The sequence below is a fragment of the Caballeronia sp. LjRoot29 genome (assembly GCF_964252755.1).
In the GTDB taxonomy this organism is placed as follows: Bacteria; Pseudomonadota; Gammaproteobacteria; order Burkholderiales; family Burkholderiaceae; genus Caballeronia.
Map to the genome: position 1 here is coordinate 108,076 of NZ_CAXUPU020000010.1, position 17,996 is coordinate 126,071.

Genomic DNA, 17,996 nt, shown 5'->3' on the forward strand with positions numbered 1-17,996 from the left:
CATTCAAAGCTGCGAGTCGACGGGCAGCAGCATGAACAAACCCGTCAACACGTTGCGGTAAAGGCCCGCTTGCGGGTCGACGGTGTAAGTTCGCTCCTGGCCGTTATCCTCCGTCGTCCAGACGAGCGGTTCTTGCGAGCCGATGGTGTTCAGGCCCGCGAGCACCGCTGGCGAAGCGAGTTCCACACGATACGCCCTTGCCGGCGTTATGCCGGCATCGAACAAACCTGCGGCCTCACCGGCGATTTGCGGGTTATAGATCACCAGCGCGAGTTCCGTGTTAAGCGACGCCGAGCGCGGGTCCAGATTCATCGATCCAATCACAAGGATACTGCGATCGATCACATAGGCCTTGGCATGCAGGCTGGCGCGCGATTGCGAGCCGAACAGCCCGGCGCCCGGCTGCGCATTGCCCTCGACTGGCACCGGCTTGAACTCATATAACTGTACGCCGGCTTTCAACATCGGCTCTCGATACGGCGCGTAACCCGCCTGCACGGCGACGGCGTCCGTAGCCGCCAGCGAATTGGTGAGCACCGTCACCTTCACGCCGCGCCCCGTGATGGCGGCAAGCGCCTTCACGCCTTCGTCGTGCGGCACGAAATACGGCGAAATGATGAGGACTTCGCTGTTTGCCTGATTTGCCAGCTCGGTCAGGCGCTGCATGGGCGGACTTTTATAGTCCTTGTCCGGATGCTCGATCTTCACCGGCGAATCGGCAACGAACTCCGTGCGCGTCCAGGTCAGCCCCAGGCCATCCTGCGTTATTTGCTGCGCAAGCGGCGTGGCGTTGAGCGGCTTCGCGTTCAGCGGATCGGCCTGTTCTTTCCAATGCTGGCGAAGGTCGTCGCGCGTTTTGTCGAGATCGGCGGGATCGAATTTTTGCTTGTTGAGCGTGCGTAGCGGATACGCGATCGAACTGTTCCAGTAGTCGTCGAAACTCGCCGATATCTTTTGCGTCACCGGACCGGCCACGAACACGTCTAGATCGCGGAACTGAATGGTCGGGCTCGCGCTGAAGTATTCATCGCCGAGATTGCGGCCGCCGACAATCGCGATCTGGTTGTCCGCAATCATCGCCTTGTTGTGCATCCGGCGCGTGAAATGATCGACGTTCGTGAACAGGTTACGCGTGCGTTCACCGAAACTCCGGCTCGCGCTGCCGTACGGATTGAATACGCGAATATCGATGTTGTCGTGCGAATTCAGCGCGGCCATGATCTGGTCGATGTCCTTGAAATTCAGGTCATCGACGAGCATGCGGACCTTGACTCCACGATCCGCCGCGTAAAGCGCCGCGCCGAGCAGCAGCTTGCCCGTGTTGTCTTCGTTCGCGATGTAGTACTGCATGTCGAGCGTCTTGGTCGCCGCGCGGGCGAGCGCGATGCGGGCCTGCAGCGCTTCGGTGCCCGTGGGGAGCAGGCGCACGCCGGATTGGTCCGGATGCGCGGCTTCTTTCGGCAGGAGCGCGGTGCGCAGGGGCGTGTTGGCGTCGGCTGCGAGCGCGTGAGTGATGGGGCGGTCGGCCGCGTTTGCGGACGGGCGTGTAGCGCAGGCGCTGAGCGCAAGCGCGGTGAGTACGAGGGCGGCGAACGCGAGGCCGCGCGACAGCGGAGTTGTGTGACGATGCCGTGCTTGCGAGTTTGGCTCGGATGAAATTTGTTTGGCTTGCGCGCGCTCCGTGCGGCTGCCGGTGTGCTGGCCTTGTGCGGCTTGGGATAAAGCTGGGTGAGCTGACCGCGAAGGTGATCGATATAACTGCCTGCTGCTTTCCGACACGTCCATTCCTCTTGTTTGCCCGAGCGATTTTTCTGAACTGCTTGCGGTTGTTGCGCACGCAGTGGCCGCGTGCAGCGCTGGATCTCGCGGGTGGCCGGCAAGGATCATGCGCAGTTATTTTATGGGAAATCGGCTACGGACACGGCGAACGGGTCGATTTGCAAAAAAAGTGGAGCGGGTGGCGGGACGGGAATGCGTAGGGACGAGGCAGTTGTTGGCGTCTTTTCCGATCGTTTTGCTGGCGGACCGCAGCGGATGAATGAAGCGGGCTTTTCTATCGCGAGGAATTGTGTAATCAGCGGCTAATCAGCCGCGCGCAGACGAAAAAAAGCCCGCTTCGTCGAAGCGGGCCTAATACCCCTGCTACTGGATGAGTCTCGAGGAGACGGCTTGATCGTATCTGCGCGCCGCTTCAATTCCAACCAACAATGTCTGCTTAACTTATGCAGCGGCAATCGCGGATCTTCAGTCACTGCCTCAAGCCGATTGCCGTGGCGTCTGTGCGGATTTTCCGGGTTCAACCTCGCCGCGCGAGACCAGACGCCGGCTCATGCGGTCGAAGCGAAGGGTCATCAGCACCGCGACGCTTGCGAGTCCCGCAGCCAGCCCCCACCACAACCCCTTCGTGCCGCCGTTGAAGTGAAACGCCAGCATGTAACCGGTTGGAAAACCGATGCCCCAATAACCGAGCGCCGCCGCGAGCATGGGCACGCGCGTGTCCTTCAACCCGCGCAGCACGCCCGACGCAACCGTCTGCATGCCATCGACGATCTGGAACACGGCGGCCACACCCAACAGCGAGGCCGCCAGCGCGACGGTCTGCGCGTTCTTAGGATCGTCGAGATGGAGATACAGCCCGACAATCGCGTGCGGCGCCAGCACCAGCACGCAACCCGACATCGCCATGAACGCGACGCCCAGTGCAATCGCCACGAAGCCGGCGTGGCGTGCCGCCAGCGGCTGGCCCGCGCCGATCCAGTAGCCGACGCGCACGTTCGCCGCCTGACCGATAGCCAGCGGCACCATGAACGCCACAGACGCCACGTTCAGCGCGATCTGGTGCGCGGCAAGCGGCGCTTCGCCAAGCGTGCCGACGGTCATCCCGGTAGCCAGGAACAGCGTGGATTCGACGCCATAGGTGATTGCGACAGGCCAGCCGATGCCGAACAGTTCGCCCATCAGCGGCAGGCGTGGACGCGACGCGACCACGAAGTGCCGGTAACGCGCCCGCAAATGCAGGAACGCGATCAGCACCAGCGCCGTCGTCCAGACCGTGATGGTGGTGGCGACTGCCGAGCCGAGAAAACCGAGCCGGGGCAGGCCGTAGGCGCCGTGGATCAGGCCGTAGTTGAGGAACGCGTTCACGAACACGCCGCCAATCGATACCCACAGCAGCCGCTTCGCCGCCCCGATAGCCGGCAGGAACGCGCGCATCATGCCGATCCCGAGCAGGCTGCCCGGCGCACCCCAACGCAGGATCGCGCAGTATTCGCCGACGTTCCTGGCGAGCATGGCGGGTTCGTGGAACGCGAGCAGGATCGGCTCGGCAAAACTCAGCAGCGTGAAGGCGGGGATTGCCAGCAGCAGCGACAGCACCAGCCCCGTCCAGTAGATATTCGGCACGAGGTGATCGTTGTTCGCGCCACGCGCATGCGAAACGGACACGCTCACCGACGTCAGCACGCCCTGCAGCAGCACCACGACCACGAAGAAGAGGTTCGCGCCCAGGCCGCCGGCCGCGAGAGAGTCGGGACCGAGCGAGCCGAGCAGGATGGTGTCGGTGACGCCCATCGCCATTTGCGACAGTTGCGAAATGGCGAGGGGCGCGGCGAGCCTGGCGGTATCGACGGCATGGCGGGAAAGGCTTGGCGGCGCGTTCGCGCGGATCATTCTGGATGGCATGACGGGTTATCTGGATGCTTTGATGCACGGCAAAACCATGCAAAAACGGCAACGGGCGATACAGGCCGTTTCCGGTCTTGCATCGCCCGCTCGTTCCGGCCGCGCTTCGGCCTGATTGGTTAATCGGGCTGAAGCTCCGCTTTGAATTTCGGCTTTGAAATCCGGCTTCGAATTCCAGCTGTGAATCCCGGTCTTGAACCTCGGTCTTGAAGCACGTGAGATTGAAAGTATGACTTCAACCCAAGGTTCAACTGTCAACAAGCTGAAAGCGGCGAAAGGGAACGAAAGCTGTCTAGCTTATTGCTTGATGGCGATTATGTCGATCACGACGCGGTATTTATCGTGATTCGGATCGCGCTCGCGGCGATCCTCGTGCTGATCCACGCGCGGCTTATTTCGGCTTGAGAACCTTGATCGTGGTGTCGTCGATCACCACCGTCTGGCCCGCGCGGATCTTGCACGTCTTGCGCAACTCGATCTTGCCGTTGACCTTCACTTCGCCCTCGGCGACGCGTACTTTCGCCGAGCCGCCGCTATCGGCGAGGCCCATCAGCTTGAGCAGGTTGTGCAGTTCGACGTAGTCGCCTGTGAGCGTGAATTCGAGGCGCGGCATGGGGCAATCTTCGCAAGGTTGGGGCTGGAAAGGGCGCCCATCATAAACCAGCCGGGCACGCCACGTGCGTCTACAGCTCAGACTGCCGGAAATCGGGCGTTCGGATGTTTGCTGACTGTCAGGAAGTGAAACCTTCGGTAACAATGACACGTTTTAGCGAACTCCACCGTCCGGCGCCGGGTCAGTCGCAGTGATCGATGCGCATTTTTAGCGTTTGTATTGGTCATCTGAAGTGTAGACGGGTATTAGCGGCGTATTGCGCCAGGCGCGGTGTTTGAGCATATAACGCCCATCGCCTGGATGCCGCAGCCGGTTGCAATGGAAGCAATCGATCACCCGGAATAAAAACTGCCAGCGAGGAAATGAATATGTTGCAAGCCAAAAAAATGCTGTTGGGTACCGCTTTTGTCGCCATGGGTGTGTCCGTATCCGCGTTCGCGCAGACCGCGCAGCCTGCCGATGCTGGCCAGATGGCCGCACCGTCCGCGCAAACCGCGCCGCCGCCGCAGAATATCGTCGCACCGGCGCCGACCGATCCGCTGGTCGTGAAACGCAATGCCAGCGCGCAGGCTAGCGCCGAGTACAAGGCGTCGAAGAAGGCATCGAAGCAGGACTTGAAGGCGACGAACAAGGAAGCGAAGGCGCAATACAAGGAGCAAGTGCGCAACGCCAAGATCAACAAGAAGGCCGATAACCAGACCGCCAACGACGATCTGAAGTCCGCCTTGCCGGATGGTCCGCAGAACACGAACCTGCAGCACTAAGTTTCCAGTTCGATGAATACAGCGCGGCCCCTTCAAGCGGGGCCGCTAGCAAGGAGGGTTCATGACAACGACCACGAAGCGCTTGATCGCCGCATTGCTCGCGGGAGCGTTCGCGACGGCCGCCACGATGTCGGTCGCGCAGGCGCAGACGGAAAGCACAGCGGAACCCACGCACGCTGACAAGAAAGCAGCGAAGAAGCAAGCCGCCGCCGATAAAGACGCAAATCTGGCGCAGGCCAAGGCCGACAAGAAAAAGACGGAATCGCAATCGAAGGCGAATGAAGCCGCCGCCGATGCAAACCTGAAAAACGCGAAGAAAGCGGATTGATTCGATGCAAGGAATGGACGATGGCCCGGCGCGTGTGAACGCACCGGGCCATCTCTTTTTTATAGGGCCAAAAGCCTGCTGCATCAGTTGCTTGCGTCGAAGAGTTGTATGGATATACAGTGTGCGTCACCCGTTTTTAAAGTCCATGCGACGTGCTCACGCTTAACTCCGCCACCGACGACGATCTCGCGCCCAAGCAGGCGCAGGAAGATGTTGCGTCGTACCTGACCAAATTGAACGACGCGCAGCGTGAGGCGGTCGAGTACGGCACGCACACGTCGAACGCCCGCGATCCGGCCGGCGCGCTGCTGGTCATCGCCGGGGCGGGATCGGGCAAGACGAATACGCTGGCGCATCGCGTGGCGCATTTGCTGGTGAACGGCGCGGACCCGCACAGAATCCTCTTGCTGACGTTTTCGCGGCGCGCAGCCAGTGAGATGGCGCGGCGCGTGACGCGCATCGCCGTGAATGCGTTGGGTAATCGCAGCGTGATCGCGCAGGGCCTCACATGGTCTGGAACCTTCCATAGCGTGGGCGCGCGGTTGTTGCGCGATTATGCGGATCTCGTGGGGTTATCGCCGTCGTTCACCATCAACGACCGCGAGGATTCCGCCGACCTGATGAACCTCGTGCGGCACGAACTGGGGTTATCGGCGAAAGAAAAGCGCTTCCCGGCCAAATCCACCTGCTTCGCCATCTATTCGCGCGTGGTCAATACCGGCGTATCGCTTGCCACCGTGCTCGATCAGGCCTTTCCGTGGTGCCGCGAATGGGAAGACGACCTGCGCCGCTTATTCGCGGCGTACGTTCACGCGAAGCAGCAGCAAAGCGTGCTCGACTATGACGACTTGCTGCTCTACTGGTCGCATCTCGCCGCCGAGCCGTCCATTGCCGCGGATCTTTCCAGCCGTTTCGACCACGTGCTCGTCGATGAATACCAGGACACGAACAAGCTGCAGGCGTCCATCCTGCTATCGATGAAACCCGATGGCCGCGGCCTCACCGTAGTCGGCGACGACGCCCAGTCCATCTATTCGTTTCGCGGCGCGACGGTGCGCAATATCCTCGACTTCCCGAATCACTTCAATCCGCCCGCGAAATGCGTGACGCTCGAGCGCAATTACCGCTCGACGCAGCCCATTCTGGCGGCATCGAATGCGGTGATCGGACTCGCGGCCGAGCGATATACGAAGAACTTGTGGACCGACAAGGCATCGGCGCAACGGCCGCGTCTCGTCTCCGTAGCCGATGAAGCCGATCAGGCGCGTTATATCGTCGAACAGGTGCTGGAGGCGCGTGAAGGCGGCATGACGCTCAAGCAGCAAGCGGTGCTGTTTCGCGCCGCGCATCACAGCGCCGCGCTCGAAATCGAACTCACGCGGCGCAACATTCCGTTCGTGAAGTTCGGCGGGCTGAAGTTTCTCGATTCCGTTCACGTGAAGGACGTGCTCGCGGTCTTGCGCTGGGGTGAGAACCCGCGTGATCGCGTAGCCGGGTTTCGCGTGCTGCAATTGCTGCCGGGCGTGGGGCCGGCTATTGCCGGGCGTGTGCTCGATCAGGTCGCCGAGCGCTCCGACACGCCGGCTGCGTTAGCCGCATTCGCCGCGCCGTTGCGCGCGAGCGAAGACTGGCCGGCGCTTGTGGCGCTGATGTCGAAAATTTGCGCGCGCGAAAGCGGATGGCCTGCTGAGTTCGAAATGATCCGGCGCTGGTACGAACCGCATCTGGAACGCAATCACGAAGACGCGTCAATTCGCCATGGCGACGTGCTGCAGATGGAAAGCATCGCGTCTACGTATCCCACGCGCGAGCGTTTTCTGACCGAACTGACGCTTGATCCGCCCGATGCCACGAGCGATGAATCGGGTGTTCCGCTCATCGATGAGGATTATCTGATTCTCTCCACCATCCATTCGGCCAAGGGACAGGAGTGGAAGAACGTGTTCGTGATGAATGGCGTGGACGGCTGCATCCCGTCCGATATGGGCACGGGCAGCGACGAGGAAATTGATGAAGAAAGGCGGCTGTTGTACGTCGCCATGACGCGCGCAAAAGAGCATCTGCACATTGTCACGCCGCAGCGTTTCTACGTGCACAACCAGGTCCATATGGGTGACCGGCATGTGTGGGCGGCGCGTACGCGTTTCATCCCCGCGCATCTGATGCCGCAGTTCGAAGCGTGCGCGTGGCCCCCGGTCCCCGAGCCCGCCGCGCCGACGGCCGCCGGACTGGCCGCTGCGGCAAAGGCGAAAGTCGATATCGCCGCGCGGCTCAAGAAGATGTGGGAGTGAAGGGTTTCGTTTGAGCTCGCCAAGGGCTCAAGCTCCACTCAACGTTCCGCACGCGAAGGCTTCGGCGCTTTGCGCTCCGGCGTGAAGATCGTGCGCAACCAGTTGCCGAAGCGCGTGAACCCGTCATACGGCTCTTCAATAAAAATTTCCGGCTTGATCATGCGTATCTGCTCGAGCACTTGCTGTGCTTCCTGCTTTGCCACCGAGCCATGAAACATGCCGAGTCGCAGCAGGCAGCGCAGTTCACCGAGCTTTTCGCGCGCGGTCGATCCCGCGCTATGTTCTGTCGCAATCTTGGTTTCGTACACGCGTTGACGCAATGAATCGGCGAGACGCCATGCGGGCGTCTGCATTTTCATCTCCAGTTCCTGTATGTCCGATGCCGCCGACTTGATCTGCGACGCGAGCGTATCGATCTGCGCCGGGTCTCCGTTCGCCTCGGTCACGATCGCCGTCGCCCACGCGCGCGATGCCTTCACGAGATCGTCAGGTTTCCAGTCCGAGCGGACCGCAAAGCCGAAACCGTGTTCCCCGGCTTGACGCATCATCATTTCAACGACGTCAGGAAACTCCTTGTCGAGCGCCCGTTTCGCCCATGCGTACTGACCGTTTTGCAGCATTCGCTGCACTGCCTGTTCGGTCAGCGGCGTGGGGTTGTCGAGGAGTTTTGCGCGCAGGAAATCTTCGAACGTGGGCGTGACGAATTGCGGGTCGAACTTGAGCGACAGGCGAATCAGCGTCTCGAAGTCGCGGCGTAGCGCTGCGATCGTTTCGTCTTTAAATGTAAGGGTAATCTGACCCATGATGTTTCCCGGTTCCCGATCCCGTCGACCGGTTTCAGCCGGCGCGGAAAGACAGTCGGCGTCGCCATGAGGGCGACGGCCGTTCGTCTTTATATCGGCGTGGGGAGGGGAAACTTTAGGCCAGCTTTCAATTATTTCGTCGATGCTCGATCAACCGGCGCGGCGGTCTTATTTGACGGGAATGGTCGTGCCCGCTGGCATTGGCACGGCGGTCACGCTGTTCTTCGCGCTGCCGGTCGTAATCCGGTCGCTGTAGGTCAAGTAGACCAGCGTATTGCGCTTGGCATCGACTATACGCACTACATGCAGCGTCTTGAAGATAAACGACATCCGTTCCGAGAACACATCGGCTTTCTGCTTGAGCGGCGCATCGATCTTGATCGGCGCGACCTGACGGCAAGCTATGGAGGCCTCAGACGGGTCTTCGGCTATTCCCAGCGTTCCTTTAACGCCGCCCGTGCGGGCACGGGAGACGTAGCACGTGACACCGGTGACCGCCGGGTCGTCGTACGCCTCGACCGTGACGCGATCCGAGCCGGTGAAGCGGAAATTCGTGTTGACGCTGGCTATTTCCTGGGCGTGCAGGGCAGGCGCAGCAAGCAACGCAACGAGCGACGAACATGACGCGAAAGACTTCAAGGAGAAGAGAGCGCGTTTCATCGGAATCCTTCGAGGAATGAGGAATTGAAAAAGGCGTCGTATTGTAACGACGCCTTGGTTCAATCCACGTGAAACCGCATGCCGCGCTTTCGCGTTACGTGTGAGCAATGCCGCGATCAGTGAAAAATCAGATACAGGATCACCAGCACGATCACCGGCACGCCAAGCAGCCAACCCAGTAGATAAGGCATTGTCTTCCTCCATTCGATTTCTGATTCGATGAATTCAGTATCGATGAGAGGCCGGGCCGCCGATACCCGCGCGTGTCCTATTCGACTGTAGGCGGGTTCCTATCGGCGGCACGTTTCTACTTCACACGAATGGCGTAGCGCGTGACCTGCCGATACCGCTCGTTGGGGCGCAACACGACGTCTTCCGCGTCGTCCATGTTGATCTGGTTTGGAAACCCACCCGCTTCGAGGCAGAGCGCGCCGTGCTTGTGATAGGTCACGCCGCGCTTGCCCGGCACGCCTTCAAGACTGTTGCTGGTGTAGAACACCAAGCCGCGTTCGGTGGTCGCGACGATCAGTTCGCGTCCGCTAGCCGGATGATAAACAGCCGCGACACGCCGCATTTCGGGCAGTTCGGTGACCGGCGCTTCGTTGCGCAACACAAAACAATGGTCGATACCGCCGCCCGCCAGCGTGACTTGCTCGTTGTCGCGGGTATCGATACGCGGTCCGAGCAGCGCAGCCGTACGAAAGTCGAACGGGGTATCGGCGACGTCTTGCAGGTGGGTCGGAATCGTATGTTCATCGATGGCGAAAAACCGGTCGGCGGCAATCTCGATCTCGTGGTCGTGGATCGTCGTCGAGTCCACGCCCGACAGGTTGAAGTACGCGTGGTTCGTGAGATTGAGGGGCGTGGGGGCGTCCGTGAAGGCGTCGTAGGTGATCGTCAGTTCGCCCGCGTCGTTGAACGTGTAGGTCACCTGGACGGTGAGCCTGCCGGGAAAACCGTTATCGCCCGCGGGCGATTCCAGCGTGAACACCAACGCGTCTCCCCTGTGCTCCGCCTGCCATAGTTTGAAGCTGAAACCCTGGAAACCGCCATGCAGCGAGTTCGGCGGCTGATTCGCTTCGAGCGGGTACTCCACGCCATCGAGGGAAAAACGCGCGTTCGCAATGCGGTTCGCCCAGCGTCCGACGGTTGCGCCCATGTAGGCCGGACCCGTGGTGTACGCGGCGGGGGCGTCGTGGCCGAGCAGGATATCCGCCAGGTTGCCGTCGCGATCCGGCGCGAACCAGGAGACGAGAGCCGCGCCCAGATTCGTGACCGTTACCTTCGAGCCGTTGTCATGGCTCAGCGTGTGAAGATCGACAGGCGTACCATCCGCGAGGTTGCCCCAGTGGGCGCTGGAAAGGGTCATGGTGTGGTCTCCGGATTTTGATTTTTTGCCGAGTGGCGGGGCGCTTCGGGTTTAGCTTCCGGCTTGGATAAGCGGGGCAAGCGGTCACGATAAAGCCTACTGACGTAGTCAAGATGTTTGCCCGCGGCTTCCCGGGCGCGTAGCGGGTCGCGGGCGACGATGGCATCGAATATTGCCTGATGTTGCGCCAGCAAATCCGCTTCGACCTGATCGTCGTAGTCCACCAGCCGGTGCGATGTCAACATCGATTCACGCACGAGTTCCTGCAGGCCGTGCATCACGTGGGCGAGGGCGAGGTTGTGGGTGGCATCGGCGATAGCGAGATGAAACGCGGCGTCGTGTTCGGCTATCCGCGTGCGTTTCGGTTCGATGGCGGCCGTCTTGAGCGCGTTGAACGCTTCGGTGATACGCGCCAGATCGGTTGCGGTGGCGCGTTCGGCCGCGTAACCCGTTGCCAGGGATTCGAGACCGTGGCGGAGTTCGAGGACATCGGCGCTGGCCGTCGGATGCTGGCTCAGCAACGCGGCGAGCGGCGCGGATACGAGTGGCGCGGTGACATCGGAGACCACGAAGCCGGTGCGCGCGGCTGCCTGGATGAATCCATCCGATTCCAGCCGGATCAACGCCTCACGCAGCGATGGGCGCGACACGTTGAGCTGCTCCGCGAGATCGCGTTCGGCAGGCAGACGTTGTCCGGGGAGTAACGCGCCGCTGGTGATCAGCGCGCGGATCTGGTCGGAGACGACATCGGTAATGCGCGTGCGGGTGTAGGAATGGACGGGCTGAAAAGGCATGGAAGTTCGTTCGCGCTCGAGGTTTGGCAGTTTGACATGAAACGCTGCAAACTTTAAAGTCTTGGTCAGACCAAGCTTACCAAATTTGGCAAATCGTTTGTCTTTCTGGCTCCCCACTGCCCATCCAATGAAAGTCGCCCTGTTCGTTCCCTGTTTTATCGATGCGTTCTATCCCGAAGTCGGCATCGCGACCCTCGAATTGCTCGAACGTCTGGGCGTGGAAGTCGATTACCCGGAGGAACAGACCTGCTGCGGCCAGCCGATGGCGAACAGCGGCGCGCAAAAGGAAGCGGCCGGCGCCGAGCGGGTGTTCGCCCGCAACTTCGCGGATTACGACTACGTGGTCGGTCCATCGGCGAGCTGTATTCATCACGTGCGCGAGCATTTGACGGCGATCGAGCAGACGGCAGCGGTGAAAAAGGTCCGCACGAACGCCTACGAACTGGTCGAATTTCTCCACGATGTCCTCAAGGTGCGCGAATTTCCGTGGGCCGAATTTCCACATCGCGTGGGCTTGCACAATAGCTGCAGCGCCATCCGGCACTTAAAGGAAGTGTCTGCATCGGAGATCAATGGAGCGCCATTCTCCAAACCGCGCGCGCTGCTGGAAGGCGTCAAAGGCATCGAATTCGTCACGCCTGCGCGGCCCGACGAATGCTGCGGCTTTGGCGGCACGTTTTCCGTGACCGAGGAAGCGGTATCGGTGAGGATGGGGCAGGACAAGGTCCGCGATCACCTCGGCGCGGGCGCGCAATATATTGTCTCCGGCGATATGTCCTGCCTCATGCATCAGCAAGGCTGCGCAGAACGCCTGAAACTCGATGCGCGGTTTATCCACATCGCCCAAGTCCTGAATGGAGCACGCTCATGAGCGAGGTCGTGAAGGGAAAAAGCAAACGGCTCGATCACGCGAAGGCGGCGGGTGCGTTTATCGCGAAGGAAGATCACGTCGCTTTCCACGATAAGCGTCTCTGGGACCTGCGCAGCAAACGCGATGCGCAAGCGCACGGCATGCCCGAATGGGAGACGTTGCGCGAGCTGGCATCGGGGATCAAGGAGCACACGCTTTCAAATCTCGCCGATTACCTCGACCAGTTCATTACGCAAGCCGAGTCGCACGGCGTGATCGTGCATTACGCTGCGACCGCGGAAGAGCATAACGAGATCGTCTACAAGCTGATGTCCGAGCGCGGTCTCACCACGCTTGTCAAAAGCAAATCCATGCTGACCGATGAATGCAAGATGCGCGAGTACATCGAACCGCGCGGCATTACGGTGATGGAAACGGATCTCGGCGAGCGCATCCAGCAACTGGATAACCAGGATCCGAGCCACATGGTCGTGCCCGCCGTGCATAAACTGCGCGCGGATGTGGCAGAACTGTTCGGCCGGACGATCGGCACCGATCCAAAAAATAGCGACATCCACTATCTCGCTGAAAGCCAGCGCATGAACACGCGGCCTTATTTCGTACGCGAGAAAACCGCCGGCATGACGGGCTGCAACTTCGCGGTCGCCCAAACGGGAACGGTGGTTGTCTGCACGAACGAGGGCAACGCGGATTTGTCGGCGAATGTGCCGCCGCTGCACATTGCATCGATTGGTATCGAAAAGCTGATTCCCCGGATTTCCGATCTCGGCGTGTTCATTCGCATGCTGTCGCGCAGCGCGCTCGGCTCTCCGATCACGCAATACACTTCGCATTTCCGCGCGCCCCGGCCGGGCTCGGAGATGCATTACATTCTCGTCGATCACGGCCGTTCCGAGCGCCTCGCGATGGAGGATTTCTGGTACTCGCTCAAATGCATCCGCTGCGGCGCGTGCATGAATACGTGCCCGGTGTATCGGCGCAGCGGCGGCTTGTCGTACGGCTTTACGTACTCCGGGCCGATCGGCGCGATCATCAATCCTACTTACGATATGAAGCGTTTCAGCAGCCTGCCGTTTGCATCGACGCTCAACGGCAGTTGCACCAACGTCTGTCCGACGAAGGTCAATATTCACGAGCAGATCTACAAGTGGCGCGAGGTGATTGCAGCGAACCATGAAGTGCCGTTCGTGAAGCAGGAAGTGCTGAAGATGGCGGGGCGCCTGCTTGCCAGTCCGACGTTGTATCGAGGCACGGTGGCGTCGCTCGGCGGCGCGCTCAAGCGGCTGCCGAACTTCGTGCTTTATAACCCGTTGAACATCTGGGGCCGTCAGCGCGACTTGCCTGAAACGCCGGCTGAAACCTTCCACGAGTGGTACAAGAAAAATCGCAAGGCGGCGCCGAAATGACAACAACGCGTGAGGCTTTTTTGACGAAAATCCGTACGGCGCAACCGGCCGCGCGGCCGCGTCCCGACGTTCCACTCTTCGATACCCCGCCCGGTGAGCGCCTCGAACGCTTTCGTACCGCGCTTGCTGCAATGGGCGGGACGGTGGTCAAAGGCGAGTCGCTCGATACGGTGCGTGCGCTGCTCGTCGAGCGTTTTGGCGCGGGCGCGATAGTCGCGTCGGCGGTTCCGGGTATCGAAGGAAACCGCGCGCTTACCGCCGATATGTCCCCTGCGTTGCTTCAGGACGTTGACGCGGGCGTCGTGCGGGCGCGCTTCGGCGTGGCGGAAACGGGCTCGGTCTGGTTCAGCGAGGACGAATACATCGTCAATTCGATCGGTTACTTGGTGCAGCACCTGGTCGTGCTGCTCGATCCTGCGCAGATTGTGGATGGGCTGCAGGATGTGTATCGACGCGATGACTTCAAGGCCGCGCGTTATGCCGTGCTGGTGACGGGGCCATCGGCGACGGCGGATATCGAAGGCGTGTTGATTCGCGGCGCGCAGGGCGTGCGGTCGTTGACGGTGGTGTTGCTCGCGGCTTAGGTTTTAAGCGTTTATACGCGACGCAAAATGCAAAAAAGCCGTTCCAACGCAAGTTGGAACGGCTTTTTAACTGCCGCGAACTTTATTGATCGCCGAGCTTCTTGATCAGCACGTCGAGCTGCGCCATTTCATCTTCGGTCAGGTCGGTCAACGGTGCGCGCACGGGACCGGCGCTGCGGCCAATCAGCTTCGCCCCCGCCTTCACGATACTCACCGCATAACCCGCCTTGCGGTTGCGAATCGCGAGGTACGGCATGAAGAACTCATCGAGCAGGCGGCCAGTCGTCACGCGATCCTGCGATGCCACCGCTTTATAAAACTCCATCGCGGTCTTCGGAATGAAGTTGAATACCGCCGATGAATACACCGGCACGCCCAGCGCCTTATACGCTTCTGCATAAACCTCGGCCGTCGGCAAGCCGCCGAGGTACGAAAACCGGTCACCCAGCCGGCGACGGATCGTCACCATGTTTTCGATCTCACCCACGCCGTCCTTGAAGCCGATCAGGTTCGGGCAGGTATCGGCGAGGCGTTCGAGCATGTCGGCGTTAAGCTTTGAATTGGCGCGGTTATACACGATCACGCCAATGTTCTTCACCGCCTTGCACACCTGTTCGACGTGCGCGGCAATGCCTTCCTGGCTGGCTTCGGTCAGGTAATGCGGCATCAGCAAAATACCGTTCGCGCCAAGCCGTTCGGCCTCCTGCGCATAAGCAATCGCCACCCGCGTCGCACCGCCCGCACCGGCGAGGATCGGCACACGGCCCTTGCAGGTTTCCGTTGCCGTGCGAATCACGTTCGAATATTCGCTGTGCGTCAGCGAGAAGAATTCGCCTGTGCCACCGGCCGCGAACAATGCCGTCGCGCCATACGGTGCAAGCCATTCCAGACGCGCAGCATAGGTATCGGCGCGGAAGTCGCCTTGTTCGTCGAAGTCGGTCAACGGAAAGGACAGCAGCCCTTCGGAAACGATTTGCTTGAGCTCTTGAGGTGTTGTCATGGTCGGTCGTGAATTGGTTTTTGGGTGAGTCGCTAAATGCGCCGTTGAGTTGAGAAAATCAGCGCACGAGGCACGGGCGCTTGTTGTCGAAGGTCCAGTTCGGGATCAGGTATTGCATCGCGATGGCGTCGTCGCGGGCGCCCAGACCGTGTTCTTGATACAGCGCGTGGGCTTTATCGAGTTCGTCCATATCGATGTCCACACCCAGTCCCGGCCGCGCCGGCACCTTCACCTTGCCGCCCACGATCTGCAGCGGCTCGCGCGTCAGACGCTGGCCGTCCTGCCAGATCCAGTGGGTATCGATGGCAGTAATCTTGCCGGGCGCTGCCGCCGCGACGTGCGTGAACATGGCGAGCGAAATGTCGAAGTGATTGTTCGAATGCGAGCCCCACGTCAGGCCCCACTCGTTGCACATTTGCGCCACGCGAACCGAGCCTTGCATCGTCCAGAAATGCGGATCGGCGAGCGGAATGTCCACCGATTGCAACTGAATCGCGTGGCCCATCTGGCGCCAGTCGGTCGCGATCATGTTGGTCGCCGTCGGCAGGCCCGTGGCACGACGGAATTCAGCCATGACCTCGCGGCCGGAATAACCGTTTTCGGCACCACACGGGTCTTCGGCGTACGCGAGCACGTGATGCTGGTCGCGGCACAGACGCACCGCTTCGGATAGCGACCACGCGCCGTTCGGGTCGAGCGTCACGCGGGCTTTGGGGAAGCGTTCGGCGATCGCCGTGACCGCTTCGATTTCCGCATCGCCGGAAAGCACGCCGCCCTTCAGCTTGAAATCGTTGAAGCCATAACGCGCGTGCGCGGCTTCCGCCAGCCGCACGATGGCTTCAGGCGTCATCGCTTCTTCGTTGCGCAGGCGGGTCCAGTCATCGGTGCCGTTTGTGCCCTCGGAATAGGGCAGGTCGGTCTTGTTTTTATCGCCGATATAAAACAGGTAGCCGAGCATCTCCACTTCATCGCGTTGCTGGCCTTCGCCGAGCAACGCCGCCACGGGCACGCCAAGATGCTGGCCGAGCAAGTCGAGCAACGCAGCTTCAAGTCCGGTCACGGCATGGATGGTCGTGCGCAAGTCGAAGGTCTGCGTGCCGCGTCCGCCGGCATCGCGATCCGCGAATTGCTTGCGCGTGGTGTTGAGCACGGCGTGCAGATTGCCGATCGACTGGCCGACGACGAGCGGACGCGCGTCATCGATCGTCTTGCGGATGCTCTCGCCGCCCGGCACTTCTCCAACGCCCGTATGCCCCGCGCTGTCGCGCAGGATCACGATGTTGCGCGTGAAGAACGGGCCGTGCGCGCCGCTGAGGTTCAGCAACATGCTGTCGCGGCCGGCAACCGGGACCACGCGAAGTTCAGTGACGGTGGGCGTGGCGTTCGCAGCGGTTGAAACGCTTGGGTTCGGGGACATGGACGTGCTCAGTGTGAGTTGATTTGGGCTCTTAAGCGGCCGGGGTCGGGTTTGGTTCGGTGGCGTGTTCGGGGCGGCCGGTCAACCGGTCCTTCGCGAAAAACGCGATAACGGCCGCGATGATCGACGCAATTCCCAGCCCATACAGACCGCCGGAGATCGAGCCCGTGTGTTGCTGCAGATAACCGAACGCTGCCGGCGCAAAAAAGCCGCCCAGGTTGCCGACCGAGTTGATCAGCGCGATCACGCCGGCCGCGACGCGTACATCGAGGTATCCCTGCGGCAGTGGCCAGAACAGCGACGCCGCTGCTTTAAAACCGATCGCAGAAAAGCAGATGGCGACGAACGAAAAGACCGGGTTCGCCGAGGTCGATGCAAACAATCCGCACGCAGCAATGACCAGTGCGAGCGCGAGCCACGCCTGCTGGAAGCGCCATTTCGCCGACAACATCGCGAAGCAATACATCGCGAACATCGCGATCAGCCACGGCACCGCGTTATAGAGGCCGACCTGGAAATCGCTCAGGCCGCCCATCTTGCGGATGATGGTCGGCAGCCAGAACGTGGCGGCATAGATAGTCAGCTGGATCGCGAAATACAGCACGCAGAACAGCACGATCTGCGGGTCTTTCAAGAGCCTTGTGATCGGCAGATGCGCGTTGCCGGCTGCTTCCCGCTCTGCCTGCTCGCGGGCAATCGCGGTGCTCAGCGCCTGTTGTTCTTGCGCGGAGAGCCATTTGGCGTCGCGGGGATGGGACTTGAGCATGAACCAGCTCACGCCGCACAGCAGGATTGAAAACAGGCCTTCGATCAGGAACATCCACTGCCAGCCGTGCAGGCCGAAGCCGCGTATCGAAAGCAGGGCGCCTGACACGGGCCCCGATAACACCGACGCCAGTGCCGAGCCGCCCAGGAAGATCGCGACCGCTTTGCCACGCTCTTTTTGCGGCAACCATTGCGTGAAGTAATACACCACGCCCGGGAAAAAGCCGGCCTCGGCAACGCCTAGCAGGAACCGCATGACATAGAACGACGTGTCGTTCCAGGTGAAGGCCATGGCGCCCGCGACCAGGCCCCAGGTGAACATTATCCGCGTGAGCCACGCGCGTGCGCCGAAGCGCGCCATCAGCACATTCGACGGCACTTCGAACAACGCATAGCCGACGAAGAACAAGCCGCTCCCCAACCCGTACGCCGCGGCGCCAATCCCCAGGTCCGTCTGCATATGCGTGTTGACGAAGCCGATATTCACCCGGTCGATGTAGTTCGCGATGAACATGATCAGGAAAAGCGGCAACACGTGGCGCTTAACTTTTGACGCCGCCGATGTCAGCGCGTCGGGTGTCGATAAGGTGAGGTCGGGCGTCACAAAAATTCATCTCCGGATGACTTCCCGGTCAGTCCGGGGTATCGAT

At 60.9% G+C, this 17,996-nt stretch carries 16 protein-coding genes; 6 read left to right on the forward strand and 10 right to left on the reverse strand.

All coding sequences use genetic code 11. The annotated features are described in order from the left end of the window. Window positions 1–3: 3 nt before the first annotated feature. The 3 genes from ACSQ83_RS14115 to ACSQ83_RS14125 all read right to left on the reverse strand — a co-directional run bounded on the left by ACSQ83_RS14115 (window position 4) and on the right by ACSQ83_RS14125 (window position 4,294). Window positions 4–1,611 carry a phospholipase D family protein gene (locus tag ACSQ83_RS14115; protein ID WP_436228617.1) on the reverse strand — a complete coding sequence of 536 codons (1,608 nt, stop codon included), beginning with the start codon at window positions 1,609–1,611 and terminating at the stop codon, window positions 4–6. Between the two features lie 645 nt (window positions 1,612–2,256). After that, window positions 2,257–3,681, reverse strand: a complete 1,425-nt coding sequence (locus ACSQ83_RS14120) for an MATE family efflux transporter (RefSeq protein WP_436228566.1) — start codon at window positions 3,679–3,681, stop codon at window positions 2,257–2,259. Between the two features lie 391 nt (window positions 3,682–4,072). Beyond that, the gene (locus ACSQ83_RS14125) at window positions 4,073–4,294 is read right to left on the reverse strand and encodes an RNA-binding S4 domain-containing protein (RefSeq protein WP_414948953.1); all 222 of its coding nucleotides are present in this window, start codon (window positions 4,292–4,294) and stop codon (window positions 4,073–4,075) included. A gap of 368 nt (window positions 4,295–4,662) precedes the next feature. Between ACSQ83_RS14125 and ACSQ83_RS14130 the strand changes: the two genes are divergently transcribed. The 3 genes from ACSQ83_RS14130 to ACSQ83_RS14140 all read left to right on the forward strand — a co-directional run bounded on the left by ACSQ83_RS14130 (window position 4,663) and on the right by ACSQ83_RS14140 (window position 7,677). Further along, complete coding sequence (locus ACSQ83_RS14130; protein ID WP_436228567.1) at window positions 4,663–5,058, forward strand: hypothetical protein; 396 nt, start codon at window positions 4,663–4,665, stop codon at window positions 5,056–5,058. 61 nt (window positions 5,059–5,119) lie between these two features. After that, window positions 5,120–5,386: a hypothetical protein gene (locus ACSQ83_RS14135; protein ID WP_414948956.1), complete on the forward strand. Its 267-nt coding sequence runs from the start codon at window positions 5,120–5,122 to the stop codon at window positions 5,384–5,386. Window positions 5,387–5,538: 152 nt separating this feature from the next. Continuing rightward, window positions 5,539–7,677 (forward strand): ATP-dependent helicase, encoded by a 2,139-nt coding sequence (locus ACSQ83_RS14140; protein WP_436228568.1) that lies wholly within the window; start codon window positions 5,539–5,541, stop codon window positions 7,675–7,677. A gap of 38 nt (window positions 7,678–7,715) precedes the next feature. On the opposite strand, the gene ACSQ83_RS14145 is transcribed toward ACSQ83_RS14140, so the two are convergent. The 4 genes from ACSQ83_RS14145 to ACSQ83_RS14160 all read right to left on the reverse strand — a co-directional run bounded on the left by ACSQ83_RS14145 (window position 7,716) and on the right by ACSQ83_RS14160 (window position 11,303). Next, complete coding sequence (locus ACSQ83_RS14145; RefSeq protein ID WP_414948960.1) at window positions 7,716–8,480, reverse strand: DUF4088 family protein; 765 nt, start codon at window positions 8,478–8,480, stop codon at window positions 7,716–7,718. Between the two features lie 168 nt (window positions 8,481–8,648). Further along, the gene (locus ACSQ83_RS14150; RefSeq protein ID WP_414967359.1) at window positions 8,649–9,140 is read right to left on the reverse strand and encodes a CreA family protein; all 492 of its coding nucleotides are present in this window, start codon (window positions 9,138–9,140) and stop codon (window positions 8,649–8,651) included. A gap of 307 nt (window positions 9,141–9,447) precedes the next feature. Then, window positions 9,448–10,509: an aldose epimerase family protein gene (locus ACSQ83_RS14155; protein ID WP_436228569.1), complete on the reverse strand. Its 1,062-nt coding sequence runs from the start codon at window positions 10,507–10,509 to the stop codon at window positions 9,448–9,450. Beyond that, entirely contained in the window at window positions 10,506–11,303 is a 798-nt protein-coding gene (locus ACSQ83_RS14160; RefSeq protein WP_436228570.1) for a FadR/GntR family transcriptional regulator, read from the reverse strand. Before ACSQ83_RS14160 ends, ACSQ83_RS14155 begins: the two co-directional genes overlap by 4 nt. A gap of 127 nt (window positions 11,304–11,430) precedes the next feature. On the opposite strand from ACSQ83_RS14160, the gene ACSQ83_RS14165 reads away from it, so the two are divergent. The 3 genes from ACSQ83_RS14165 to ACSQ83_RS14175 are packed head-to-tail and all read left to right on the forward strand — an operon-like array spanning window position 11,431 to window position 14,164. Next, entirely contained in the window at window positions 11,431–12,174 is a 744-nt protein-coding gene (locus ACSQ83_RS14165) for a (Fe-S)-binding protein (RefSeq protein ID WP_436228571.1), read from the forward strand. Then, a complete protein-coding gene (locus tag ACSQ83_RS14170) occupies window positions 12,171–13,580 on the forward strand; it encodes a lactate utilization protein B (RefSeq protein WP_436228572.1) in 1,410 nt (469 codons plus the stop codon). Before ACSQ83_RS14165 ends, ACSQ83_RS14170 begins: the two co-directional genes overlap by 4 nt. Beyond that, entirely contained in the window at window positions 13,577–14,164 is a 588-nt protein-coding gene (locus ACSQ83_RS14175) for a LutC/YkgG family protein (protein ID WP_436228573.1), read from the forward strand. The genes ACSQ83_RS14170 and ACSQ83_RS14175 overlap by 4 nt, the downstream gene beginning before the upstream one ends. A gap of 82 nt (window positions 14,165–14,246) precedes the next feature. Here the strand turns inward: ACSQ83_RS14175 and kdgD are convergent, their stop codons facing one another. Genes kdgD through ACSQ83_RS14190 form a run of 3 tightly spaced genes read right to left on the reverse strand, consistent with a single transcriptional unit; the run spans window position 14,247 to window position 17,950 of the window. After that, the gene (gene kdgD, locus ACSQ83_RS14180; RefSeq protein ID WP_436228574.1) at window positions 14,247–15,164 is read right to left on the reverse strand and encodes a 5-dehydro-4-deoxyglucarate dehydratase; all 918 of its coding nucleotides are present in this window, start codon (window positions 15,162–15,164) and stop codon (window positions 14,247–14,249) included. 58 nt (window positions 15,165–15,222) lie between these two features. Then, window positions 15,223–16,581, reverse strand: a complete 1,359-nt coding sequence (gene gudD, locus ACSQ83_RS14185) for a glucarate dehydratase (protein ID WP_436228575.1) — start codon at window positions 16,579–16,581, stop codon at window positions 15,223–15,225. Between the two features lie 31 nt (window positions 16,582–16,612). Then, window positions 16,613–17,950 (reverse strand): MFS transporter, encoded by a 1,338-nt coding sequence (locus ACSQ83_RS14190; RefSeq protein WP_436228576.1) that lies wholly within the window; start codon window positions 17,948–17,950, stop codon window positions 16,613–16,615. Window positions 17,951–17,996: the final 46 nt, after the last annotated feature.

Coding starts and splice junctions, on each gene's coding strand:
- ACSQ83_RS14130 (WP_436228567.1), top strand. CDS start 4,663: ATGTTGCAAGCCAAAAAAATGCTGTTGGGTACCGCTTTTGTCGCCATG.
- ACSQ83_RS14145 (WP_414948960.1), bottom strand. CDS start 8,480: ATGGGTCAGATTACCCTTACATTTAAAGACGAAACGATCGCAGCGCTA.
- ACSQ83_RS14135 (WP_414948956.1), top strand. CDS start 5,120: ATGACAACGACCACGAAGCGCTTGATCGCCGCATTGCTCGCGGGAGCG.
- ACSQ83_RS14155 (WP_436228569.1), bottom strand. CDS start 10,509: ATGACCCTTTCCAGCGCCCACTGGGGCAACCTCGCGGATGGTACGCCT.
- ACSQ83_RS14175 (WP_436228573.1), top strand. CDS start 13,577: ATGACAACAACGCGTGAGGCTTTTTTGACGAAAATCCGTACGGCGCAA.
- ACSQ83_RS14150 (WP_414967359.1), bottom strand. CDS start 9,140: ATGAAACGCGCTCTCTTCTCCTTGAAGTCTTTCGCGTCATGTTCGTCG.
- ACSQ83_RS14120 (WP_436228566.1), bottom strand. CDS start 3,681: ATGCCATCCAGAATGATCCGCGCGAACGCGCCGCCAAGCCTTTCCCGC.
- ACSQ83_RS14160 (WP_436228570.1), bottom strand. CDS start 11,303: ATGCCTTTTCAGCCCGTCCATTCCTACACCCGCACGCGCATTACCGAT.
- kdgD (WP_436228574.1), bottom strand. CDS start 15,164: ATGACAACACCTCAAGAGCTCAAGCAAATCGTTTCCGAAGGGCTGCTG.
- gudD (WP_436228575.1), bottom strand. CDS start 16,581: ATGTCCCCGAACCCAAGCGTTTCAACCGCTGCGAACGCCACGCCCACC.
- ACSQ83_RS14165 (WP_436228571.1), top strand. CDS start 11,431: ATGAAAGTCGCCCTGTTCGTTCCCTGTTTTATCGATGCGTTCTATCCC.
- ACSQ83_RS14170 (WP_436228572.1), top strand. CDS start 12,171: ATGAGCGAGGTCGTGAAGGGAAAAAGCAAACGGCTCGATCACGCGAAG.
- ACSQ83_RS14125 (WP_414948953.1), bottom strand. CDS start 4,294: ATGCCGCGCCTCGAATTCACGCTCACAGGCGACTACGTCGAACTGCAC.